Consider the following 23,288-nt stretch of genomic DNA (forward strand, 5'->3'; position numbering starts at 1 on the left):
ATAAGAAAATTATTTATTCTGCCAATATTTGGGAATCACTTTAAATAGTTTTTAGTCTTAAAGTGCTTGTTTATATCTTAAAATTAAATAAAAATCAACTTAAAAAATGATTAAATTAAATATAATATTTTTCGGAATATTTCAATTTTTTTGCTGTTTTGCTCAAAAGGTAAATACTACGGAATATGTTGATATTAAAAATCAATACTTTAAAGATGCGGTTAATATTGAAAAGTATTTACCTAAAAATATAGATAAAAAAGGGGGAACAGATTATACAGATTTGTTTCAAAAAGCTCTTGATGAAAATACAAAACTGATATTACCAAATTATCCGGTACTTATCTCTGATAAAGGGCTTAATTTACATTCAAACCAATATATTTTATTTCAGCCGAATTCAAAAATAATCTTAAAGAGCAGTATTAGAGGAGGTTATAAATTAATTAATATAAGTAATGTTATGAATGTTACTATCTTCTTTTTAAATATAGAAGGAGATAAATATACTCATCTGTCCAATGAAGGAGAATGGGGAAATGGTGTGTCAATAAAATCAAGCAGCAATATCAAGTTGTTTAAGCCAATGATTTCAAAATTTTGGGGAGACGGCATTTATATTGGGCAAGAAACTACAGTTCCCAAAAATATAACTGTAAATGGTGGGCTAGTAAATGATAACAGAAGAAATGGAATTTCTATAATATCAGGAATCAATATTTTGATAAAAAATACTACGATTAGTAATACCAGAGGTCACAATCCACAAAGCGGTATTGATATCGAACCCAACTCAAGTAGTAATGAAATAACAAATGTGGTATTAGACGGTATTATCACAAAAAATAATGCGGTGCATGGCATTATTGTTTCCACGGGGAATTTAAACGGTACCATTAAGCCTATTTCAATTAAAATAAATAATCATCGTGATATTAATTCAGGAATTGCTTTAGGTCTATCTATTACCAGAAGTAAATTAGATTACAAGCAATTACTTGCCGGGAAAATTATAATTACTAATTCTAACTATACTTTACCTGGTAAAGCATTTATTAGGAACTATGAGGGCAAAAAAAATAATGTAAGCTTAATATTAAAAGATATGAAGTTTAATAAATCAACGGCGTCAAAAAACTCTGCTAATTCTGTTAATCAATTTTTATCTGATTATACTATTAATAAAAATAGTGATATAAAATGAACATATTAATTTTTTGTTAATAATTCCCTAGAAATAATAAATTATTGGTTAGTATTATTCAATCGCATGTGAGATATTATTTTTTTTGTATATTTGATCTAAATATAGAAATATATAAACTCAAAATATAATTATATAGCAATATGATAATATAATTATATTGTTTTCGGAATAAAATTTTATTTCATTGCTAAGATATCGTAACACACAGATCTGAAAAAAATCATCTTTATTAATAAAAACATAACAACATTTTCGGGATTTGAATCTCTGAGAATATGGTGATTATTGATTCATAGTAGCTTAAAAAAGACTTATAACCAATTTTATCTTATGAGAATATTAATAATGAAAGTGAAATAAAAAAATGAATATAATTTTCCTTGAAGCCGTTCAAATTCATGGTGGCGCTCGTAAAAGTACTATCGAATTGGCCAAAAGATTAAATGATGAAGGACATAATTCGGTTATCGTAGATTTTTGGGGTAATTGCAACGAATTTGTTGATGACGTACAAGCTAACGGTATCCAAATTAAGATATTAAAGAAAAATGATACCCCAATTGCGATTTTCAGTTCCAAAAATCCGGTTAAGATATTTGTAAATATCATTTTATTCTTATTGGATTGGTTTAAGCTGAAAAAAGAATTTAATACTTTTCAAAGTACCTTTAAACCTGATGTAGTAATTGTAAATAACATTAAAACCAATTCTATCTTAAAGAAAGGGAAGAACTATAAGATAGCCTATTTCGCAAGAGGCTGGTTCGCTTATAATTCTATTGGTTTTCTTAAAAAATTAATGTTTAAGTATAATTCCGATTATTTCATCGGAGTGTCTCAATCTACAAGACAGGCGATATTTACAGGAGGTTTGGCTCCTTTAGAAAAGATTTTTGTTGTACCGAATGCCATTGACTTAACAAAAGTTGATCAATATAAAAACAGCAGAGAAGAGCGTAAAAACAGTGATCCTATGGTCATTTTGCATTGCGGTGGATTTTTACCGGCAAAAGGGCAAAACGTATCTATTTCTTTGGCTAAGAGATTAAAAGAAAACAACATTAATTTTAAGATGATCTTAATGGGAGCTGTTTATGATACGCCCGTTTCAGAGAATTTTTTGAAAAAGATCCGTAATGATATTAATCAGTTTAAGCTTGATGATAATGTAGAGATTTTGCTTAATCAAAAAGATCCTTACAGCATTTTTAAAAGCAGTGATATTTTAATACATCCGTCTGATACTGAAGGTTTACCTCGTGTCATCATGGAAGCGCTGGCTTTTGAAATGCCGGTTATCGCAAATCCTGTAGGTGGAGTTACAGATTATATTTTACACAATTTTACAGGATATATCACGACTCATAATAATGTAGATGACTATTATGAATATGTTTATAAGCTTTATCATGACAGAGAGTTATACCAATTTATTGCAAACAACGGAAAGTCGTTAATCGTCAATAATTACGGTAAAAAGAATCAGGTTGAGGAGTTTGATAAAATATTTAAAAAATTGGGTCAATAATGAAATCAATTACCGTTTTTACCCCAACTTTTAATAGAGAAAAAACTCTCAAAAGGCTTTATGATTCTTTGTGCAATCAAAGCAGCCAGGATTTTAAGTGGATCATTATAGATGATGGCTCAAGCGACAATACCTCCACCCAAGCCGATAAATGGATAGAAGAAGGCAAGATCGAAATACAGTATCATTATCAAAAAAATAAAGGAAAACTGGCAGCTCAGATATTAGCCTTGGATTATATTGATACTGAATTGTTTACTTGCATAGATTCCGATGATTATATGCCTGAAGATGGTATCCACAAAATATTAAAATTCTGGAATGCCAATAAGAAAAGCAATTCTGCAGGAATTATCGGTTTAGATGCTTATGAAGACGGTTTCTGTGGCGGGTGAACTTTTACCGGATATCAAAGAATCTACCTATTCTGATTTAGTGGATCATTATAAGATTAAAGGAGACAAGAAATATATTTTCGATACAGAGAAATATAAGAAGTATCTGCCTTACCCTTATTTTGAAAATGAAATTTTTCATGAAGTAAGCTGGATATTTCCATTAATTGATCAGGAGTATAAATTTATTCTCTCAAACGAGATTTACTGTATCATAGAATACCAGCAGGACGGATTGTCCAACGGATTATATAAAAGATATAAAAATAGCCCCAACTCATTCATAGAATATAGAAAAATGAAAATGAAGTATGGGATTAATAAAAAAGTAGTGCTGAAGAACTCAGTACATTATATATCCTCATGCGTTTTTGCCAAAAAATGGAATTTTTTCAAAGATTCCCCCAACAAAACATATACACTCATCGCCATTCCTTTCGGAATACTGCTGAATGTATATATCAATTATAAGGTAAAACAAAACACACATAGGATAAAACAAGGAAAATTGATATAGAATGAAGAATGCTATAATAGTCCCCGGAGTAACAGATTTGAATAAAGGAGATCAGGCATTGGTCTGGGAAAGCTGGAGGCTTGCCAAAGATACCGGGCTTTATGATGAAGTATATATTTTGGATGCGGGTGATAATGCAGAAGAAAGAGCATTGCTGTGCAAACAGTCTGAAGAACATGGTTTTAAATTATTAAACAATATTTTAAAACATCCTCGCAGAGGACAACATAAGTCAGGAGAGCATATTAAAGAATCAAAGTTTGAACTTTTAAAACAGATTAGAAATGCAGGACTGGATTTTAAAAATACGAGACATCTAATTAAAATCTGCAATGATCTCGAGAAAGTAAAGAAAAATTTTGATGATAAAACATATCAGACGGTAAAACAATTCCATGATGCAAAAACTATTTTTGTAAAAGGGGGAGGTTTTATTCATGCGTATGGTGAGAAAACGGCGCCGTATTTAATGTGGTATTTTTTATTTTATGTAAGACTGGCAAAAGCATTAGGAAAGAAAGTTGTCTTTTTACCCAACTCATATGGTCCGTTTATCGGATTAACGGTGAAGCAGCAAGTACGCACAGTTTTTAATCAGCTGGATCTGGTTTATGCGCGAGAGAATGTTTCATCTCAAAGTTTAGGGGAGTTATTAGAAAAAAAGATCCCGGTAGAAATGGATCTTGGTTTTTTCTTAGAAAAAGGAAGTCAGGAAGAAGCTTTGAAGATTTTAGAGAAATATAATTTAACAACAGAAGACAAGATTGTCGGAGTTACAATTAGACCTTGGCGTTTTCCAGGCTTATCAAATCCGGAAGGGTTATATAAAAAATACATCGACTCGGTTGTAGATCTTACAAAACATATGTTGAGTAAAGGCTACAAAGTGGCTTTATGTAATCAGTCATTAGGACCGAATTCTCATGAAGATGACCGTAATGCTATTAAAGATTTGCTTAAAAAGGTTCAGGATCCGAATATCATCTGGATTAATGAAAATTTACCTTGCGACACATTAAAAGCACTGTACTCCAACTTTTACTTCTTCATAGGAACGCGTTTTCATTCAATCATATTTTCATTGACTTCATTAGTGCCTTCGATTGCGATCGGATATGGTGGTAATAAGGCTTTGGGAATCATGGGAGACTTTAATTTGGATGATTATGTAGTTCAGATTCAGGATGTACAGTCTGATTTGCTGATTACTATGTTTGATAAAGCTATTTCAGAATATGACAATATAAAATCGCAGTTGAATCAGTCGATGAGTTTGGTGACAGACAGCAGGAACAGGTTAATAAAAGACATACAATCCTTATACTAATATGAAAATAATTCGGACATCAACAGTACCATTGTCTTTGAATGTTTTATTGAAAGGGCAATTGAAGTTCTTAAATGAGTTTTATGATATTGTAGGAATTTCTTCTGAAGGCGAATTGCTCGATGAGGTAGAACAGAGAGAAGGTATAAAAACAATTGAAGTGAATATGGAAAGAGGGATCAGCCCTTTAAAAGATTTAACTTCTCTTTATAAATTATACAAAATTTTAAAAACAGAAAAACCGGTAATTGTACATTCCATAACGCCTAAAGCAGGGCTTTTAACGATGCTTTCTGCGAAAATGGCGGGAGTGCCGATCCGTGTTCATACCTTTACGGGGCTTATTTTTCCGACGAGAAAGGGTATGATACAGAAACTTCTCATAGGTATGGATAAGCTGTTGTGCTCGGCAGCCACTCATATTTATCCGGAAGGAGAAGGAGTAAAACAAGATTTGATTGATTATAAAATCACTTCAAAATATTTAAAAGTTATCGGAAATGGTAATGTGAATGGGATCGATCTGGAGCATTTTTCACCCGACCGGGTTTCCCAAGCACAGAAGGAGTTCCTAAGAAAAAAATTAAATATTAAAAATGAAGACTTTATTTTCGTATTTGTAGGTCGTTTGGTAGGAGATAAGGGAATTAATGAGTTGGTGAAAGCTTTTTTTCTTTTAAATAAGACAAAAGATCCGCAGCACCGATTTAAATTATTATTGGTTGGTCCTTTGGAACAGGAATTAGACCCTTTGCCTGAAGATATTTTATATGAAATTAAGAATAATCCGGATATCATAGATGTAGGTTTTCAGAAAGATGTTCGCCCTTATTTTGCGATTTCAGATGTATTGGCTTTTCCAAGTTATCGTGAAGGCTTTCCCAATGTAGTAATGCAGGCGGGAGCAATGGGATTGCCAAGTATAGTTTCTGATATCAACGGATGCAACGAAATCATTGTAGAAGGAGAAAACGGAACAATAGTTCCTGCTAAAAATAGTAAAAAACTTAGCGAAGCAATGAAAATGATGGTGTCAGATAGCGATTATTACGAGAAATTAGAAGTAAATGCTCGACCAATGATTGAATCCCGTTATGAGCAATCAGTAGTTTGGAATGCCTTGTTAAATGAATATAAAGGCTTACTTCAAGAACAAGTCTAGACAATATAATTATCTATCATCAGATAAAATTACAAACCTTTCTAATTTCAGGAAGGTTTTTTTGTGTTCATTAACAGCGACTTACTTAAAAATACTAAAATTTTTCCAACCCTTTTCCAACTTTCTGCATCTTTATAAATAGAGACGTTTGTTACACTACAAATTCACTTTTTATGAAAAGCTTATATATAAAATTACTGTTGTTTTTCCCCGTTCTGTGTCTGGCGCAGGTTCCGACCATTGAAACGGCGGATGGGAAAGGGGGATATGAGAAAAATAATCAGGTCATTCTTCAGAAATTAAATATCGAAACCAAAATCACGGGCAGAATTTCTACCAATGTTGTGACCATGGTTTTTAAAAATAATTCGAACAGATTGAGAGAAGGGCGACTCACTTTTCCGCTTCCGGAAGGAGTAAATGCGAGTGGTTATGCTTTGGATATTAACGGAAAACTTCGAAATGCCGTTCCTGTAGAAAAAGAAAAAGCCAAAGAAGTCTACGAAACCATCAAAAAAAGGAATGTCGATCCCGGAGTGTTGGAAAAAGTGGAAGGAAACAACTTCCGTACAACGATTTACCCGATCAATGCGAATGGCGGTGAAAGAACAGTTCAGATTACTTATAATTACGAATTAAAAAAATCAGGGAACAATTATCAGTATTTTTTACCATTAAATTATACTTCTGAAATTCCGGAGTTCAATATTAAAACAACTGTTTTCCAGAATACGGATTCTCCACAATTGGAAGAAAAACCGGATGGAAGTTTTGATTTTGTTAAAAATGGAAATGTTTGGGTTGCAGAAATTCACAAGACAAAATACAAACCCGGAAATAATTTAAAGATAAATTTACCGCAAAATAATGAAAACCAAAGTGTTTTGATTCAAAAGGCTTCCGGCGATTCAGCCTATTTCCTGGCAAATCTGAATATTAATCCAAACGAAAGAGCAAAAAAGCTTCCCAATAAACTGGCGATTGTCTGGGATAATTCTTTAAGCGGAAAAAAACGCGACCACACCAAAGAATGGAGCTTGCTGGAAGAATATTTTAAGACCAATAAAAATCTGACCGTAAAAACATATTTCATTAATAACACGTTCGATGAAGGAAAAACCTTTAAAATAAATGATGGAAACTGGACGGAATTAAAAGCCTATTTATCTCAGACAACATATGACGGCGGAACAGATTTCGGACAACTGAAATCAGTAAGAGAAGATGAAATTTTGTTTTTCACAGACGGATTATCTTCTTTCGGAGCATTGAAATTAGGCTGGAACAAACCGACTTACACCATTTCATCATCCAATAATGTGAATTTTAATCAGTTGAAATTCATCAGCAATAAAACCGGAGGAGAATTTTTGAACTTAAATGAAAATGATCCCAAAAAAGAAGTCAAAAAATTATTATCTCAGCCTTTGAAATTTTTAGGAATTGAAAATAATGATTCGCTTTCGGAAGTTTATCCTTCTTTGACGCAAACGATTTCGCAGGATTTTGTGTTGACAGGTATTCTGAAAGGAAATCAAACAACAATTACAGCGAAATTCGGGTACGGAAATGAAGTGACAGAAACAAAAACAATGAGTTTAAATGTTAGTGAACAAATCATAAAAGATTGGGAAATTTCAAAATTTTGGGCTCAAAAAAAACTGAACGAACTGGAAATTTTTGAGAAACAAAATAAAGATGATATTAAAACTGTAAGCAAGCAATTCGGTTTGGTTAGCAATAATATGAGCTTAATGGTGCTAGAAAATGTGGAAGATTATGTTCGGTACGATATTACTCCGCCTGCAGAATTGAGAACTCAGTTTAATGAAATCGTAAAAAACAACAGAACGGCAAAAGATGAAAGAGTAAATGATCTCATGAGTGACGCCGAAGAAATGACCCAAAACCTGAAAGAATGGTGGAAAAAAGAATATAAGCAAAACGATAATAAACGTTATCCTGAACCTAATCAAGATTATGTAGATATAGATTCTGCTACAGGAAGAAGTATGAGAATTGAAGAAGTTGTAGTAACAGGAGTTTCCTCTCAAGCAACGGCTGCACCAACTTATGCACCAACTCCTCCGGTAGCAAATACAGTTGCAGATGCAGCACCACAATCTGACGAAGCTGTTGAGATTAAATCTGAATCACCAGTTGCTGATCGTCGATCTAATGACATACAAGAAGTTGTGATGGTAGGTTATAACAAGGTTTCTCGAAAAGAAGCACAAACTTCTTCATCTGTGAGTATTACTTCTGAACCTGTACGGGAACAAGCACAGATCAGTGTAAGAGGGATGTCTTCTATTGCTTCTAATAGTACAAATAGTACGAATCTGACATTGGAAGGCAGAGTTGCAGGACTTGATGTAAGAAGAAATTCTGAAAGTGAAAATCCTATTGATATTTTGAATTCAGGAAGAATGAGTGTAATAGACGTAAAATCCAGTGCAGAATACATGAAGTTGTTTAATGAGGCTAAAAATGCAGAAACAATTTATCAGATTTATCTTAAAAACAGAAAAGAGTATGAAAATCTGCCTCAGTATTATTTTGATATTTCTCAGCTGTTGTTTAAAAATAATGATAAAAAATTAGGCTTAAAAGTCTTGAGTTCCATTGCAGATCTTGATATTGAAAATGAGGAATTGTACAAATTACTGGCTTATAAATTGAAACAAGCTGAGGTTTTTGATAAAGAACTTTTTGTGACTCAAAAAGTATTGGAATGGCGACCTTTTGATCCTCAAAGTTATAGAGATTACGCGCTAGCTTTGGAAGATAATAAGCAATATCAGGGAGCTTTGGATAATTTGTATAAAGTGTTGACGCAGTCTTACACTCAGGAATTGGCAGATCGTGATAACGGAATTGAAGAAACCATCATCATGGAGATCAACCAGCTGATTGCTAATTACAGAAACAAATTAGACCTTAAAAAGATCAACCCGAAAATTATTGCAGATCTTCCGGTAAACATCAGAGTGGTCATCAGCTGGAACAAAGATGATACAGACATCGATCTTTGGGTGACAGATCCGAATAACGAACGTTGCTATTATTCTCATCCGACAACGGAAATAGGAGGAAGATTGAGCAATGATTTCACCAGAGGTTTCGGTCCGGAACAATTTTTACTGAAAAAAGCCATCAAAGGAAAATATAAAATTCAGACCAATTTCTTTGGAGAAAGACAGGTCGGAATTGCAGGACCAACGGCGATGATGGCGGAAGTTTATATCAATTACGCAACAGGTAAACAGGAAAGAAAAATAGTGGTTTTCCAAAATCAGAAAGACGATGAAAGAGGCAGTGACGACGGAATTCTGATTGGTGAGTTTGAGTTTTAGGTGGAAACTTTTTCAAATTCCGGTGATTGTGGTTATGGAATTTGGTCAGGTTTTATTCCCGCAGGCAAAGCAAGTACAGTGTATTTAATTAAGCCGTATGATCTGAGACTTTTAATCAATTTAATTAAAAGCTGTATCATCTACAAACCTGCGGGATTTTTTTTAACAAAGGTAAAAACATAAATAAATATTGAATGTGAATGTAAGTTTTCAAATGGTCGATGTCTAATGAAGGAGATTGAGTTTGAAGCGTCTGCAGAAATGCCGGCGCTTTTTATTTTTAATGATAATTTTTTGTATCTTTTTTACTAAATTATTTTAATATAAAGCCTTATGAAACAATTGTTTATTCTTTCATTACTCTTTTTTGGGTGAAACTTTCTTTGTGAAATATTCAAGTTCGGCGGGTTGGAGAAATAATGCTAAAAAATATTTGATGTATTAATAAAAAAAGGACAACCCCGAAAGGTCGATTAATAGTGGAATTGTGAGGAAATCCTGCTAAAAATTATTCATAATAATCGATTTGATGTGAATTTATGTGATTAAATTTAATTTTGAATTAAAAAAAATATTATATTTGCAACGTTGAAGTATGAAATTCAATAAAAAAAACACACATTTATGAAACACACATTATTTCTAGTACTCTTTTCAGTACTACTTTCTGGTATTTCCTCAGCTCAAGTAGGGATAGGAAACGCCAATCCTTTAGTAAATCTTGATGTAAGAGCAGCAAAAGGAAATTCTGCCATTGCTTTTGGAAACACCAATCAAACAGCATCCGCAGCAGGAGCGGGAGCCATGAAGTATGATAATTCTACAAAACAAATGTATTACAGGGTACAAACTGGGTGTCTATGGCAGGAACTCAGGCTGCAGTATCCACAGCATTTATTCCGAAAGTAGTGGCTGCTGGAACGAAAACTGTATCACAGGCTACATCAGGAGGAGGGGCATATGCCAAATGGACATTCCAAAATGTACTTACAAATGATGGTAACTGGAATACAACGAATAATACATACACTGTTTCTAAAGCAGGATTTTATGAAGTTTCTATTGCCGGTCCGATACAGGCAAATGCTACAAACAATGCATCAGCTTGGGTTGTTGCGATTGGGAATAATAAATACATTTTAAATAATTTAAGTAAAGGGAGTGCTGTTGCCAATAACCCAATGTATAGTGGAGGTGCGGTAGCATTATATTTTTCGGTAGGAACAACCATTACTTTTGGCTCTATCCATTGTATGGGAGCCGATTGTAGTGATACAACATATAAGGTGGAACCGGGTTGTACTTTTACCATTACCGATTTAGGTTCATAAAATTAGGTAATAAAAGTCTGCTTACTTTTCATTACTCTTAAAATATAAATATTTATTTAAAATTATTGAGGAATTCACCTATGTTTATTTAGCTCTTAATTTTAATCAAGCATTATAAAGTCTGTTCTTTAGAGCAGACTTTTGTTTTTTACAAAGATTTCTCATTTATTGACCTTGTTTAAACTTTTATTTTACCACAAAAGAGACAACAGATTGATACATAGTTATTAAGTTCATTACTAAACAGTAAAAATAAGAACATAATAGCTTTTAAAAATCTTTGATTTTTGCTCTTTATTAGCTTTTGTTTTCTCAATAAGTAAAATAATAACACATCAATAATAGCTTTTGCCTCTTTTGCAGTTAAATTTTTATTTGTTTAAACAGCTTTATTGTTAAAAATTAATCAATCTCCGTAAATTTGATAACTAAAAGTTAATCATGCAATTCACTGAGAAATTGATCCTCGATAAAGAAATCAAAGATTCTTTTCAAATTAAAAAACTCAACAATACGGTTTTTGATGGAGGAAATTTGGTAAGTGTGGTGAACAATCGAATATTCATTATACATGAAGGAACGGGAAATGTGATGATTGATGAAAATCATTTTGAGATTAACGATCAGGAAATCATTTTAATCTCCAAAGCTCAGGTTTTTTCGTTTTCAAATGAGACAAAGCTTTCAGGTTTTGAAATTATTTTTGGGAATTGTTTTTGGGAGAAAACTCCGGCAAGCGCGTCCAATTGTAAGCAGTTGTTATTTAATGATGCGGCGCTTCACCAGAAAATGCTTTTGCAGGAAAAAGATTTTTCAGAATTAAATCCGGTTTGTGAGATGATGTTTGATGAATTCAGTGCTGAAGATTATCCGAATAAACTCGATGCGATGGCGGCTTATCTTAAAATTTTAATGATAAAATTAGCCAATCTTGCTCCTTCTTTTCATGATGGGATTGATGATTTCGACAATCAGACTTACAGAAAATTCCTCGAATTGGTAAGCTCAGAATATATTGAGATGCACGATGTTCAGTATTATGCAGATCGACTTTCTGTGACACCGCGTAAGCTTTCGGATATTTCAAAAAAGAAAACCGGAAAAGGGGCAAAAGAAATTATCGCCGGACAAATCGTTGCAGAATCAAAGCGGAATTTACAATTTACCACCAAAACAATCAAAGAAATCGCTTACGGATTGTCGTTTAGCACACCGGAGCAGTTCAGTCACTTTTTCAAAAAATATACTCAGATTTCACCGTTGGATTATCGGAAAATTTTCGTCAATATTGGCAGATGATAAGACTATTTTGACATTCCCCTCATCGTTTTTGGATGCTACTTTTGTATCATTAAAAATCAAGAAAATGGCAGTCCAAAAATTAAAAAATGTTGCAGGAATTACCATTCCCGACAGTAAAATAGCAAGCGAAGCTACAGAATTATTACTCGAACACGGCACAGAATTCATTTACAATCATTCTCTCAGGGTTTTTCTTTTCTCTTCATTAAACGGCAAAAGACAAAACATGAAATATGATGAAGAATTGTTGTATGTAAGTTCTGTTTTTCATGATTTGGGACTGGTTTCCGCATTACAGCAGTCCCGATTTGAGGTTTGAAGTTGACGGAGCCAATGCAGCCAGAGATTTCCTGAAAAGCCATGGAATTTCGAACGATAAGTTACAATTGGTTTGGGATACGATCGCACTTCATACAACCATCGGAATCGCAGAACATAAAGAAAATGAAGTCGCTTTAATGTATTCCGGAGTCGGTCTGGACGTAATGGGAGAGGGCTACGAACATTTGAGTGAAGGCAACAGAAACGAAATTATCAAAGCTTTTCCGAGAAATGATTTTAAGAAAAATATTATTCCCACGTTTTTTGAAGGTTTTAAACATAAAACTGAAACGACTTTCGGAAACATTAAAGCCGATGTCTGTGCATTCATGATCCCGAATTTTGAAAGAAAGAATTTCTGCGACTGTATTTTGCACTCGCCTTGGAGCGAATAATATTTTTTAATAATTTAGATTAAAATTTTAATAAATATGGATAATTCTTTGCTCGATAAAAATAAAGAAGTGGTGAGACGGTTTAATGAAGAAGTAATTCAAAATGGTAATGTTGAGGTATTTAATGATTTGATGGATGATGATTTTGTTAATAATTCTGCACCTGAAGGAGGTGATAAAACTAAGAATGGGATGATTCATACTTTTAATAATATTCTCCGCCCTGCAATGCCCGATATGAAAGTGACAGTTTATCAGCAAATTGCAGAAGATGATTGGGTGACGACAAGAAAAAATATTAAAGGCACACACAGCGGTATTTTTTTAGGAATTGCAGCTACCGGAAGAGAAATAAGTATTGATGTCGTTGATATGGTCCGTCTAAAAAACGGAAAATATATTGAACATTGGGGACTCAATACGCTTTCAGCTGTTTTGGCAGAATTGAGAAGCGGTCAGTAATTTAATATCTCATATTAAAAATATTAAATCCTTATCATTGATGAGGATTTTTTATATTTAAACGAAAATTATTTTTACTTTTGGTAAAATTATCTTATTGAATAGAATTATGTTCACAGCTAAAAATTCCTTTGTCGGATCAATATGTGCAATCGGTTGCATTAAAAAGGATTTAGTGAAAGCTCAAACATCCATTCACGTGATAAATTCTTTGGATTTTTCTAAAAATGAAATGATTGCAGTTTTTGTTTCACAATTAAAATCATTTTTAACTAAAAACAAAGAAGCTGATCTTAGAATAAAAGACACAAAAGGAAAATATCTTGAAAAAACAATTTCAGATTATCACAAACCCTTTAACAGTAAAGGTAAAATAAATTTTTAAGGATGAATAAAATATATACAATCGCTCTTGGGTTAATTGCCATTAACCTTTCCGCTCAGGTAAAAAAAGATACTTTGGCAGAAAAAATGTTAGTTTATCAGCTTCCAAACGGAGGTTGGGGAAAACAGCTTAGTGATAAATCTGTGGTGAATTACGATTTGCCGTTGGATAAAAACCTGTTGAAAAAGATAAAAGAAGGTGGCGACGATCATGCAACGATTGATAACAATGCGACTTCAAAGGAAATTAATACCTTAATAAAAGCGTATTCCACGACAAAAAATCCGGAATATCTGAAGTCGGCAGAAAAAGGAATCAGCTATCTTCTTTTGATGCAGTATAAAAATGGCGGATTTCCTCAGTATTATCCGAATTCGGGATTGTATAGAAAGCAGGTGACGTACAATGACAACGCCATGATTAACGCATTGACGGTTCTTTACAATGTTGCGGAAGGGAAAAATGACTTCGATGTGGTGGATTCAAAATTAAAAGAAAAATCAAAAATTGCCGTACAAAAAGGAATTGATTGTATTTTAAAAACTCAGGTTTTACAAAAAGGAATTCCTTCAATTTGGGGAGATCAGTACAATGAAATTACCCTTCAACCCGACAAAGCCAGAGCTTTTGAACCTATTTCATTAGCAACCGGAGAATCTGTAGGAATCGTAAGGTTCTTAATGATGCAGCCGGTAAATCCTGAAGTTGAAATATCAATTAAATCGGCAGTCAAATGGTTTAAACAAAATAAAATCGAAGGCTACAGCTACAACGTTTCAAAAGTAAACGGAAAAGCGGTCCGAACGTTAGCTGAAGATAAAAACTCTGTGATCTGGGCAAGATTTTACGATATTAATAGCAATAAACCTCTTTTCGGAGATCGCGATGGAAGTGTAAAATACAATTACAACGAAGTTTCCGAAGAAAGAAGAAACGGATACAGCTGGTTTGGTGATTTTGCCGATAAACTTGTCAACAAAGAATATCCGAAGTGGCTTGAAAAAAATAAGATTTCTGATAATTAACTTATTTCCGATTTGTGGGAAAGATTTTAACTTTATCATCTTTTTTAAATTTTTTATTTGAAGCTATTTCCCGCTTTCCGCACTCGCTATTTTGATGAAGTATCGTCGCGGTGGCTTTGCCGCCGCGACGATACTTCATCAAAATGAGCTCAAACAAATGCTCCAATCGCGGCTAGGAATTGTGTTATTCTTTCAATGGTTGGAAATAAACACATATTTTGTCATTCCGCAGGAATCTAAGCACAGTTTTTAGAAAGTAGTACGGAAAGATTCGCACCTAGATTCCTGCGGAATGACAAACCTTGTGGAAAATTATATTGTAAAATTAGCAATATCCTTTTTCATATTCAGCCTTGACAAGGCTTTGCTGTAGAAAAAAATAACGGAAAGATTAATGTCCAGATTCCTTTTCAGGTCGACAAATTTTGTGGTTATTTTGAACTGCTGAAAATATCACCTGCAACCATAGCCCCGATTGAAATGAAAATCCTTTTTTGCAAAAAAAGATTGCAATGGAAAGCGGGAAATAGCTCCTTAAAAAATAATAAAAGTACAATTCGACGGAGTCAAAAAGCTTCAAATAAAAGTGTAAAAAAGTTTATCTCTAAAAAATGAATGATAACAATTCAATTATCAAAAAAAACTCTATTTTTAACTTTTTAAACGAAATAACTATGAAAAAACTATTTTTTGCACTTTGCATGATGATTTTATGCGGCAGTAATGTGGCAATGGCACAAGCAAAATCCACCGAGACCAAAGCGTCTATGTTAAAATCAATTCGAAACACAATGGCGAAAGAGATGATTAAAGATGGCAGCCCTAAAGAAAAGTCTGAAAAATTTGCGGATTGCTTTACAAAAGCATTAGGTGAAAAACTGAGTCTGGATGAGCTTAAAATATTTTATAAGCTGAATGACGTAAAACCCGGACAAGCACCTCCGAAAGAACTTATAAAACAAGCAGAAAAAATGGGTCTAAGAGAAAAAATGGAAACTGTGGGAACGGATTGTGGATCTCTCTTGCAATAACAATATATCAACCAGCTATACAAGGACAGAATAAGAAAAAAGACTGAGAATTTCTCAGTCTTTCTTGTTTTTAATCTTGTTTTAGAAGACCTATGTACGGTATATTTTTTAATTACTCATTTCCGATTACTTATTACCTATCGTTTTCAGCCAGTCTGCGCACAATTTTTTCCAATTGTCGGTAAGTTCTGCTTTGTTGGTGATTCCAATATTATGTTCGCCTTCCGGAAATATAAAAAGAGCACCTTTTACTTTGTTTTGAAGCATCGCTTGATAATACAAAATACTATTGATCACAGGAACTGCGGGATCATTTTGAGCATGAAATAAAACCGTTGGTGGAGTTTTTTCCGTCACCCGATTTTGCATAGAATATTCTTTTATTTTTTCGGCAGAAGCATTTTCTCCCAACAGATTAACTCTGCTTCCTTTATGCGCAAATTCTCCAAGATCAACAACCGGAGAAACCAAAATTGCAAAGTTCGGGATCGTTGAAATATTTTCCCAATCGCCTTTTAATTCTGTATAATCTTTAGGAATATCACTTACCATTGCCGCTAAATGTCCTCCTGCAGAAGTTCCCAAAACACCAATCTGATTGGGAGAAATTCCCCATTGAGCTGCATTTTTGCGGATGAGTTTTACTGCAGCCTGAACATCCTGTAACGGACCAATCTCTCTTTGCTTAAGATCCGGAGAAGTTGGAAGGCGGTAATTCAGAACGAAAGCAGAAATTCCTAATGTATTGAGCCATTTTGCATATTGATAACCACCCAAATCATACGTAAGATGGTGATAACCACCACCGGGAATGATGATAACTGCAATCTGTTTTCGATCTTCTTTCGGAGGTAAAAACGCAAAAAGTTCAGCTTCCTGAATTTGGGTAATTCTCCCTTCTTTTTCTTCTTCTATTTTTAATTTTAACCCTTTAGAATTAGGCATTTCTCCTTTTGGCCAAACCGTTATTTTTTCCTGTGCTGAAAACATATTTAAAAAGAAAATGAATACTACGAACACATATTTTGTCATGATTTGTTGATTTGTGATTATTGTAAGATATTTTCTAAACCTTCAAGGTTTCAAAAACCTTGAAGGTTTAAATTTTAAGAATTAATCTTTAAGAAAATAAAAAAAACCGACATTTTTTTTGCGATAATCAATTTTATCTAAGATAAAATCTTGTGTCTTAAAGCATTATTATAATTAAAAATCATAGCGCCCTTGCGATTATCCAACAAATATTTAATTGCTATTTATTACCTATCGTTTTCAACCAATCTGCACACAGTTTTTTCCAATTATCCGTCAGTTCAGATTTATTAATAACTCCGATTCTGTGTTCGCCTTCAGGAAAAATGAACATGGCACCTTTCACTTTATTTTTTATCATTTCCTGATAATACAGAATGCTGTTCATCACCGGAACGGTTTTATCATTCTGGGCATGAAGCAAAATTGTTGGCGGGGTTTTTTCCGTCACGCGATTCTGCATAGAATATTCTTTAATTTTTTCTGGAGAAGCATTTTCACCCAGCAGACTGTTACGGCTTCCAACATGCGCAAATTCTCCTAAATCGATGACAGGAGACACTAAAATCGCAAAATTGGGAACAGTAGAAACTGAAGCCCAATCTCCTTTTAATTCTGTATAATCTGTGGTAATATTACTTGCCATTGCAGCCAGATGTCCACCGGCGGAAGTTCCTAAAACGCCGATCTGGTCGGGAGAAATTCCCCATTGAGCCGCATTTTTTCTGATGTATTTTATCGCTGCCTGAATATCCTGCAACGGTGCAAGTTCTCTCTGCTTCACATCGGGAGAAATCGGGAGACGGTAATTCAAAACAAAAGCAGAAATTCCTAAGGTATTGAGCCATTTTGCATTTTGAAAACCACCTTGATCGTAAGTAAGTTTGTAATATCCACCACCGGGAATGACGATAACCGCCATCTGTTTTCGATCTTCTTTCGGAGGTAAAAAAGCAAAAAGCTCGGCCTCTTGAATTTGTGTGATGCTGCCTTGTTTTTCTTCCACGATTTTTAATTTTAAGCCTTTAGAATTAGGCATTTGTCCTTTTGGCCAAACGTTGATTTTCTCCTGAGCTGATAATTGAGTCAAAAGTGAAATTAATAGCATAAAAACAACTTTTTTCATAATGTGGTAATTTTTGCGCAAAAATATTTTCTAAACCTTCAAGGTTTCAAAAACCTTGAAGGTTTGAATTTTAGTCTTATTTTTTAGAATTAATCTTTAAGAAAATCTTCTCTAAACGGTGTAAACGAATCAATCAATTGTCCTTCTTCCAGACATTTTACGCCATGAAAAATATTAGGCTGAGCAAAAAATCCGTCACCTTGTTGTAAAATTTTAACTTCACCGTCAACCGTAACTTCAAATTTCCCTGAAGCAACATAAGTGATTTGCGAATGAAAATGCTGATGCAAAGCTCCGATCGAGTCTTTTTCAAACTTTACAATCACCATCATTACTTGTGAATTGTATCCAACGAATTGTCTTGATACGCCACCTCCTAAATCTTCCCATTCAGAATTTCCGTCAAAGAAAGGTTCTTTTTTGAATTTCATTTTTTCAATTTTTTATTGTTGGTTATCAGCAAAGACGCAAAGTTTTTTCATTATAATAATGTTTTAAGGCGCAAGAAAATCAAAGATTTTCAGTTATTCCGTGTGAAATTGTATCGAAGATAAAATCCTTGCGCCTTAAAGAATATTTACAAATTCAAGAATTCCTTGCGTCTTTGCGTTTAAAACTATTTAATGTATTTTTCTAAACCTGTTTTCAAAGTTTTCAAATCCTTTAACGCCAGTTTTGCAACCGATTCGGCTCCTAAAGTTGATAAATGGGTATCGTCATCTTTACCTTTTGGATAATAAGGATCTTCACCTTCTTTATAATGCAGATGTAGTTTTTTTGATTTTTCCGGACCGTAAGCAATTTCCATTTGCTCTGTTAATAACTGCAAATCTACGAAAGCAACTTTCATATCATTGGCAACCATTCTTACCACCAAAGGATATTCTTTATGAGTATCCACCAAAACACCATTTTCAGTAAAGTCTCTTCTCACAATAGAGGTCATCAGAATCGGGGTTGCGCCTTTTGCTCTGGTTTCATTCACATATCTTTCCAAATTAGCTCTGTATTGCGTATAAGGATTGGTGAATTTTGTGGAATCTTTCACTTTCTGATCATTATGACCAAACTGAATGATTACAAAATCTCCTTTTTTCAATTGTTTTTCAACTTTATCCCATCGTCCTTCCGTTCTGAAGCTTTTTGAACTTCTGCCGTTCATCGCATGATTCTGAATTTCAATTCCTGTTTTGAAAAATTGTGGTAAAACCTGTCCCCATCCATGTTCCGGGTTTTTATCCGGATTTTCTTTGTTTGCCATTGTAGAATCACCGATTAGGAAAAGAGTCGGTTTTTGGGCAAATGTCATTATTGAAATGAAAACGGATAATAGTAAAAGAAATTTTTTCATTCTAATTAAATTGATTTATTAAACTTGAAAGATGCTTCGAGAACCTCAGCATGACATTGCTACAAATATACCTTTAATAAAGGTTTTAATATTTAGAATTGTCATGTTGGAACTGTCGAAACATCTTAATTATTTATCTGATTATTTATTTGGATTCCAGTCCTTAAGAATCTTTTCTAATGGGTAATTTTTAAGGTCTTTTTTCGTCAGTTGATGAGACCAGCTTACACGTTTTGTTGTGTTTCCGCCTTCGCCTTTGCTTTCAAATTCTGCATAGTAAGCGGTTTTTTCTTTATCAGGAAACATTTTATCGCCTTTCCAGGGATTCCAGCCTTCGGGAAGGATGTGTTTTCCCATTTCGGTATTGATGAAAACTGTTTTCGCATAAGGTCTCCAAGGTCTTCCCAAATAGACTTTTGTGATGCCTTCTTTAGCGATTAATTTACAGTCGAAAAACACAAAACCATACGGTCTGTCGGATTCCGTTGCGGCTGCAGTGATGTAAGAATCCGCTAAGCTTTTAATCGTACAATTCTTAAAAACAACGGTTGCCTGTCCGAAAATAAAATCTGTTGTTCCTTCGATATAACAGTTTTCAAAATATTGTCTGCTGTGATTGGTTGCCGAATAAAGCGTGTCCTGACAACCCAAAATCTTTGAATCTTTTATCACAAAACGATCACCTTCCACATGAAGAGAAACCGCCTGTCCTTCGTTGCAAGAAGAGTTTTGAATGGTCAGATTACTGATTTTAATATCATCTCCCATCACCAATAAAGTGTAGGAATTAAAGGTCGTCATTTTTTCATTAAACGAATCGATCTTTCCTGAAAAATCATTGTTGGTAATGATGGTATTGTCTTTATTTTCGCCTTCTAATGTGATTTTATGTTTCGAAGAAGGAATAACAACTTTCTCATTATACGTTCCTGATTTAATATAAACCAATGCTTCCGCCGGTCCTAAATCTCTGATAGAATTTATGGCTTTCTGAATCGATGTAAAATCTCCGCTACCATCTTTTGCTACAGTGATTTTTATGTAAGGATCATTAGCTGCAAAGAGAAATTGAGCCATTGAGATGAAGAGAATTAAAAATAATTTTTTCATAAACTGATGTATTATTTTTTGACGCAAAGATTTATTTTTACGAAACGTATAATTTTTAGAAAGCAAAGGCAAATAAAATTTGCTTCGCGAAGCTATGACGATAGCTTAATCAAATCAACTTGTTGATTCATCTTTGCTTCCTAAAATATTCGTTAGATTAAAATAAATCTTTGCGTTTAAGATCATATTAATATTATTTCAATACTTTATCTAAAAAACTAACCGTTAAATTCAATGTTTCTGTAAACCAAGGTTCTGCCGACCAAAAAGAGTGCGGTGTATCCTTGATTTCATGAAATTCTGTCGGAATATTATAACTCTTTAATTTTTTCATCATATCGTCTCTTCCTGCATGAAAACGAGGCTGCGAACTGTTGATGAAAAGGGTAGGAGGTGTATTTTTATCCACATATTCCAGTGGTGAAGCTTCTTTCCAGATTTTCGGATTGTCTTTTTGTTGATAACCCAGCCAATACGCGTCGTACGTTCCTTCTTTTCCGGATTCCTCATGAATAAAGGAAACAACGCCGTCTACATTTACGATAGCCTGTAATTTATTCTTTTTCTTAACGCCGACCAAAGTCGCAATTTGTGCACCTGCAGATTCACCCAAAACAACCATTTTCTTTTTATCTAAAGAATATTTTTTATGATTTTTCTTTAACCACTGAATCCCTGTTTCGATATCTTCAACTCCGGCAGGATATTTTGCAACATCAGCCAATCGATAACCGATTGCGATGACTACATACCCTTTTGAAGCCAATTCCATTGCCATGAATTTTTCATTTTCCTTGCTTCCCGAAACCCAGCCGCCGCCGTGAACCATTGCAATTCCGGGGTGTTTTTTTGATTGATCAAGAGGATAATAGACATCAGCTTTTAAGGAAAGCCCATTGATAGTGGTATATTCCACATCTTTATCGATCTTGATGTTTTGGGGAACAGGTCGGTCAATCGGACTGATAAAAGAATATTTCTTCTTGAATTTTTCGTACGTTCCTTCGTTAGAGTAAGGAGTGGCATTCGGTCTGTTTACTTGCCCGAATGCCATTGTCCCCACAAAAAAAATAGAAATATAAGTATGTTTTCTGTTAAAAATCATGTTGTCAAATTTTAAAATTTTGAACCATTAAGACGATTGAAGAAGTTAAGTTTTAATTAAGAAAATCATTCTGATTTTATCGTTAAACCAAAGCAACTTAAATATTCTTAACAACTTAATTTACCTTACTGGTTTAAATAATTGATACATTTATTTAACTGCATTTTTCGCTACATCCGTTCCGATAGAAAGTGCATTTTTATCAGACGTAATTTCTTTCGGCAACAATACTGCTCCCGTTTTATTTCCTAAAACTTTCACGACAGGTTTGTTTGCAGATTCAAATTTCACGGTTGAAAGGTTGATATTTTTACTGTTGTAAATCGTTGCACCCGTTCCTTCAGTATATTTAAGCTTTACATTTTTCAATTGAATTCCGTCTGCATCAACGATTGTCATTGCTTTTTTTGTATCAAACTGAGAATCTTCAATTACGATGTTTTTAAGATTCATCTCCGCTAAACCAAACAAAGTAATCGCTTCATAAGAATTAACGGCATTGATGTTTTTAAAGAAAATATTTCTGAAAATCGGAGTTTCTTCTGTGACTGGATAAATCTTTTCCGGTACTTTGTTACCTTCTTGTTTCTGTCCGTCTTCCAAAACCGGTGAAGCGCCTTCATAGAACATATTGAATCCAATTACCTGTGTCGGAATATTAATCATATCAATATTTTTAATGTAAATATTTTCAACAATTCCACCTCTTCCACGAGTTGTTTTGAAACGTAGACCGATATCTGTTCCGATGAAAGTACAGTCGGAAACGTGAATGTTTCTCGCTCCTCCCGACATTTCGCTTCCTATCACAAAACCTCCGTGACCGTGATACACGACATTGTTTTTAATGATGACATTTTCAGTTGGCATTCCTCTTTTTCTGCCATCCTGATCTTTTCCTGATTTAATACAAATCGCATCGTCACCAACGTCGAATGTATTATCGTAAATCAAAACATTTTTACAAGATTCCAAATCTACACCGTCACCATTTTGAGAAAACCAAGGATTCCTTACCGTAAGATTTCTTAAAATAACATTCGAACACATCAATGGATGAAGGTTCCAAGCCGGAGAATTCTGGAAGGTCGGACCGTCCAGCAAAACCTTGTCGCAACCGACCAAACTTACCATTACCGGACGAAGAAAATCTTTAACCGATTTTAGCTCTTCTTTAGAAATTTTATCAGGAACATTGAAGCTTGAGCTGCTTTCAAATCCTTTTTTGTAGCTTTCCGAAGGGTACCAAGTTTTACCATCAGAAGATAAAATTCCACCCGATTTTACAATTTCTTTCCATTCAGATTCTGCCATTTTGCTTTTCTTGATGGCTCTCCACGCATCACCGCTTCCGTCAATCACCCCTTTTCCTGTGATGGCAATATTGGTTGCATTTCTTGCGGAAATCGGAGACTGACAACGGATGGTATTTAATCCTTCAAAACTCACGTCAACCAAAGGATAATCGTTTTTATCTTTACTGAAAATAATGAACGCGCCTTCTTCTATGTGAAGATTGATATTGCTTTTTAATTCGATAGGACCAGTTAACCACATTCCGCGGGGAACGACTAATTTTCCACCTCCTTTTTTAGAAAGATCATCGATTGCTTTTTTGAAAGCTTCAGTATTTTTTACATTTCCGCCTGAAACTCCACCGTATTGCGTGATAGAAACGGTGTTGGCTGCAAAAGAAGTTTCTGTAACCTGCGGCATTTTAAACTCAATATTTTTATAAATATCCAGATTCTGAGCATATATTTGCCCCGAAAACATCATTGCTGCTACTAAACCGATAACTTTGAGAGACTTCTTCATTT

23 protein-coding genes are annotated in these 23,288 nt (G+C 34.0%); 16 read left to right on the forward strand and 7 right to left on the reverse strand.

Going from position 1 to position 23,288, the window contains the following annotated elements; genetic code table 11:
- Positions 1-106: 106 nt before the first annotated feature.
- The 16 genes from J3D55_RS05725 to J3D55_RS05800 all read left to right on the forward strand — a co-directional run bounded on the left by J3D55_RS05725 (position 107) and on the right by J3D55_RS05800 (position 15,744).
- Positions 107-1,204, forward strand: coding sequence for a hypothetical protein (locus J3D55_RS05725; protein ID WP_259128990.1), 1,098 nt, complete (start codon positions 107-109; stop codon positions 1,202-1,204).
- 367 nt (positions 1,205-1,571) lie between these two features.
- A complete protein-coding gene (locus J3D55_RS05730) occupies positions 1,572-2,735 on the forward strand; it encodes a glycosyltransferase (RefSeq protein ID WP_259128992.1) in 1,164 nt (387 codons plus the stop codon).
- A complete protein-coding gene (locus tag J3D55_RS05735; protein ID WP_259128993.1) occupies positions 2,735-3,130 on the forward strand; it encodes a glycosyltransferase family 2 protein in 396 nt (131 codons plus the stop codon). Before J3D55_RS05730 ends, J3D55_RS05735 begins: the two co-directional genes overlap by 1 nt.
- Positions 3,105-3,647, forward strand: a complete 543-nt coding sequence (locus tag J3D55_RS05740) for a hypothetical protein (protein ID WP_259128995.1) — start codon at positions 3,105-3,107, stop codon at positions 3,645-3,647. The genes J3D55_RS05735 and J3D55_RS05740 overlap by 26 nt, the downstream gene beginning before the upstream one ends.
- 1 nt (position 3,648) lies before the next feature.
- Positions 3,649-4,974 carry a polysaccharide pyruvyl transferase family protein gene (locus J3D55_RS05745; protein WP_259129000.1) on the forward strand — a complete coding sequence of 442 codons (1,326 nt, stop codon included), beginning with the start codon at positions 3,649-3,651 and terminating at the stop codon, positions 4,972-4,974.
- Between the two features lies 1 nt (position 4,975).
- Positions 4,976-6,136, forward strand: coding sequence for a glycosyltransferase family 4 protein (locus tag J3D55_RS05750; RefSeq protein WP_259129001.1), 1,161 nt, complete (start codon positions 4,976-4,978; stop codon positions 6,134-6,136).
- 173 nt (positions 6,137-6,309) lie between these two features.
- On the forward strand, positions 6,310-9,492 hold the full coding sequence (locus tag J3D55_RS05755) for a DUF2135 domain-containing protein (protein ID WP_259129026.1): 3,183 nt from the start codon (positions 6,310-6,312) through the stop codon (positions 9,490-9,492).
- 624 nt (positions 9,493-10,116) lie between these two features.
- Complete coding sequence (locus J3D55_RS05760; protein WP_259129028.1) at positions 10,117-10,401, forward strand: hypothetical protein; 285 nt, start codon at positions 10,117-10,119, stop codon at positions 10,399-10,401.
- Positions 10,353-10,823, forward strand: a complete 471-nt coding sequence (locus J3D55_RS05765) for a hypothetical protein (RefSeq protein WP_259129030.1) — start codon at positions 10,353-10,355, stop codon at positions 10,821-10,823. Before J3D55_RS05760 ends, J3D55_RS05765 begins: the two co-directional genes overlap by 49 nt.
- A 441-nt stretch (positions 10,824-11,264) precedes the next feature.
- Positions 11,265-12,122, forward strand: a complete 858-nt coding sequence (locus J3D55_RS05770) for a helix-turn-helix domain-containing protein (RefSeq protein WP_259129031.1) — start codon at positions 11,265-11,267, stop codon at positions 12,120-12,122.
- A gap of 67 nt (positions 12,123-12,189) precedes the next feature.
- Entirely contained in the window at positions 12,190-12,444 is a 255-nt protein-coding gene (locus tag J3D55_RS05775) for an HD domain-containing protein (RefSeq protein WP_259129033.1), read from the forward strand.
- Positions 12,395-12,841, forward strand: a complete 447-nt coding sequence (locus tag J3D55_RS05780) for a hypothetical protein (RefSeq protein WP_259129034.1) — start codon at positions 12,395-12,397, stop codon at positions 12,839-12,841. Before J3D55_RS05775 ends, J3D55_RS05780 begins: the two co-directional genes overlap by 50 nt.
- Before the next feature lie 36 nt (positions 12,842-12,877).
- On the forward strand, positions 12,878-13,303 hold the full coding sequence (locus J3D55_RS05785; protein WP_259129036.1) for an ester cyclase: 426 nt from the start codon (positions 12,878-12,880) through the stop codon (positions 13,301-13,303).
- A 211-nt stretch (positions 13,304-13,514) separates the two neighbouring features.
- Positions 13,515-13,688 (forward strand): hypothetical protein, encoded by a 174-nt coding sequence (locus J3D55_RS05790; RefSeq protein ID WP_259129038.1) that lies wholly within the window; start codon positions 13,515-13,517, stop codon positions 13,686-13,688.
- A 2-nt stretch (positions 13,689-13,690) separates the two neighbouring features.
- Positions 13,691-14,713 carry a pectate lyase gene (gene pelA, locus J3D55_RS05795; protein ID WP_259129048.1) on the forward strand — a complete coding sequence of 341 codons (1,023 nt, stop codon included), beginning with the start codon at positions 13,691-13,693 and terminating at the stop codon, positions 14,711-14,713.
- A 611-nt stretch (positions 14,714-15,324) separates the two neighbouring features.
- Positions 15,325-15,744, forward strand: coding sequence for a hypothetical protein (locus J3D55_RS05800; protein ID WP_259129056.1), 420 nt, complete (start codon positions 15,325-15,327; stop codon positions 15,742-15,744).
- Between the two features lie 126 nt (positions 15,745-15,870).
- Here J3D55_RS05800 and J3D55_RS05805 read toward each other — a convergent pair whose 3' ends face one another.
- The 7 genes from J3D55_RS05805 to J3D55_RS05835 form a co-directional block, all read right to left on the reverse strand.
- Positions 15,871-16,776, reverse strand: coding sequence for an alpha/beta hydrolase (locus J3D55_RS05805; protein ID WP_259129058.1), 906 nt, complete (start codon positions 16,774-16,776; stop codon positions 15,871-15,873).
- A gap of 220 nt (positions 16,777-16,996) precedes the next feature.
- Complete coding sequence (locus tag J3D55_RS05810; protein ID WP_259129060.1) at positions 16,997-17,902, reverse strand: alpha/beta hydrolase; 906 nt, start codon at positions 17,900-17,902, stop codon at positions 16,997-16,999.
- An 89-nt stretch (positions 17,903-17,991) separates the two neighbouring features.
- The gene (locus J3D55_RS05815) at positions 17,992-18,333 is read right to left on the reverse strand and encodes a cupin domain-containing protein (protein ID WP_259129062.1); all 342 of its coding nucleotides are present in this window, start codon (positions 18,331-18,333) and stop codon (positions 17,992-17,994) included.
- A 185-nt stretch (positions 18,334-18,518) separates the two neighbouring features.
- Positions 18,519-19,253, reverse strand: a complete 735-nt coding sequence (locus J3D55_RS05820; protein WP_259129064.1) for a rhamnogalacturonan acetylesterase — start codon at positions 19,251-19,253, stop codon at positions 18,519-18,521.
- A 141-nt stretch (positions 19,254-19,394) separates the two neighbouring features.
- The gene (locus J3D55_RS05825) at positions 19,395-20,363 is read right to left on the reverse strand and encodes a pectinesterase family protein (RefSeq protein ID WP_259129066.1); all 969 of its coding nucleotides are present in this window, start codon (positions 20,361-20,363) and stop codon (positions 19,395-19,397) included.
- Between the two features lie 193 nt (positions 20,364-20,556).
- Positions 20,557-21,468 carry an alpha/beta hydrolase gene (locus tag J3D55_RS05830; protein ID WP_259129068.1) on the reverse strand — a complete coding sequence of 304 codons (912 nt, stop codon included), beginning with the start codon at positions 21,466-21,468 and terminating at the stop codon, positions 20,557-20,559.
- 150 nt (positions 21,469-21,618) lie between these two features.
- Entirely contained in the window at positions 21,619-23,286 is a 1,668-nt protein-coding gene (locus J3D55_RS05835) for a glycoside hydrolase family 28 protein (RefSeq protein WP_259129076.1), read from the reverse strand.
- Positions 23,287-23,288 lie beyond the last annotated feature (2 nt).

It is taken from the genome of Chryseobacterium ginsenosidimutans (genome assembly GCF_024807225.1).
GTDB lineage: Bacteria > Bacteroidota > Bacteroidia > Flavobacteriales > Weeksellaceae > Chryseobacterium > Chryseobacterium ginsenosidimutans.

Excerpts from the sequence above, each read along its gene's own strand:
- J3D55_RS05725 (WP_259128990.1), top strand. The coding sequence starts at position 107 with ATGATTAAATTAAATATAATATTTTTCGGAATATTTCAATTTTTTTGC.
- J3D55_RS05730 (WP_259128992.1), top strand. The coding sequence starts at position 1,572 with ATGAATATAATTTTCCTTGAAGCCGTTCAAATTCATGGTGGCGCTCGT.
- J3D55_RS05735 (WP_259128993.1), top strand. The coding sequence starts at position 2,735 with ATGAAATCAATTACCGTTTTTACCCCAACTTTTAATAGAGAAAAAACT.
- J3D55_RS05740 (WP_259128995.1), top strand. The coding sequence starts at position 3,105 with ATGAAGACGGTTTCTGTGGCGGGTGAACTTTTACCGGATATCAAAGAA.
- J3D55_RS05745 (WP_259129000.1), top strand. The coding sequence starts at position 3,649 with ATGAAGAATGCTATAATAGTCCCCGGAGTAACAGATTTGAATAAAGGA.
- J3D55_RS05750 (WP_259129001.1), top strand. The coding sequence starts at position 4,976 with ATGAAAATAATTCGGACATCAACAGTACCATTGTCTTTGAATGTTTTA.
- J3D55_RS05755 (WP_259129026.1), top strand. The coding sequence starts at position 6,310 with ATGAAAAGCTTATATATAAAATTACTGTTGTTTTTCCCCGTTCTGTGT.
- J3D55_RS05760 (WP_259129028.1), top strand. The coding sequence starts at position 10,117 with ATGAAACACACATTATTTCTAGTACTCTTTTCAGTACTACTTTCTGGT.
- J3D55_RS05765 (WP_259129030.1), top strand. The coding sequence starts at position 10,353 with ATGGCAGGAACTCAGGCTGCAGTATCCACAGCATTTATTCCGAAAGTA.
- J3D55_RS05770 (WP_259129031.1), top strand. The coding sequence starts at position 11,265 with ATGCAATTCACTGAGAAATTGATCCTCGATAAAGAAATCAAAGATTCT.
- J3D55_RS05775 (WP_259129033.1), top strand. The coding sequence starts at position 12,190 with ATGGCAGTCCAAAAATTAAAAAATGTTGCAGGAATTACCATTCCCGAC.
- J3D55_RS05780 (WP_259129034.1), top strand. The coding sequence starts at position 12,395 with ATGATTTGGGACTGGTTTCCGCATTACAGCAGTCCCGATTTGAGGTTT.
- J3D55_RS05785 (WP_259129036.1), top strand. The coding sequence starts at position 12,878 with ATGGATAATTCTTTGCTCGATAAAAATAAAGAAGTGGTGAGACGGTTT.
- pelA (WP_259129048.1), top strand. The coding sequence starts at position 13,691 with ATGAATAAAATATATACAATCGCTCTTGGGTTAATTGCCATTAACCTT.
- J3D55_RS05800 (WP_259129056.1), top strand. The coding sequence starts at position 15,325 with ATGAATGATAACAATTCAATTATCAAAAAAAACTCTATTTTTAACTTT.
- J3D55_RS05805 (WP_259129058.1), bottom strand. The coding sequence starts at position 16,776 with ATGACAAAATATGTGTTCGTAGTATTCATTTTCTTTTTAAATATGTTT.
- J3D55_RS05810 (WP_259129060.1), bottom strand. The coding sequence starts at position 17,902 with ATGAAAAAAGTTGTTTTTATGCTATTAATTTCACTTTTGACTCAATTA.
- J3D55_RS05815 (WP_259129062.1), bottom strand. The coding sequence starts at position 18,333 with ATGAAATTCAAAAAAGAACCTTTCTTTGACGGAAATTCTGAATGGGAA.
- J3D55_RS05820 (WP_259129064.1), bottom strand. The coding sequence starts at position 19,253 with ATGAAAAAATTTCTTTTACTATTATCCGTTTTCATTTCAATAATGACA.
- J3D55_RS05825 (WP_259129066.1), bottom strand. The coding sequence starts at position 20,363 with ATGAAAAAATTATTTTTAATTCTCTTCATCTCAATGGCTCAATTTCTC.
- J3D55_RS05830 (WP_259129068.1), bottom strand. The coding sequence starts at position 21,468 with ATGATTTTTAACAGAAAACATACTTATATTTCTATTTTTTTTGTGGGG.
- J3D55_RS05835 (WP_259129076.1), bottom strand. The coding sequence starts at position 23,286 with ATGAAGAAGTCTCTCAAAGTTATCGGTTTAGTAGCAGCAATGATGTTT.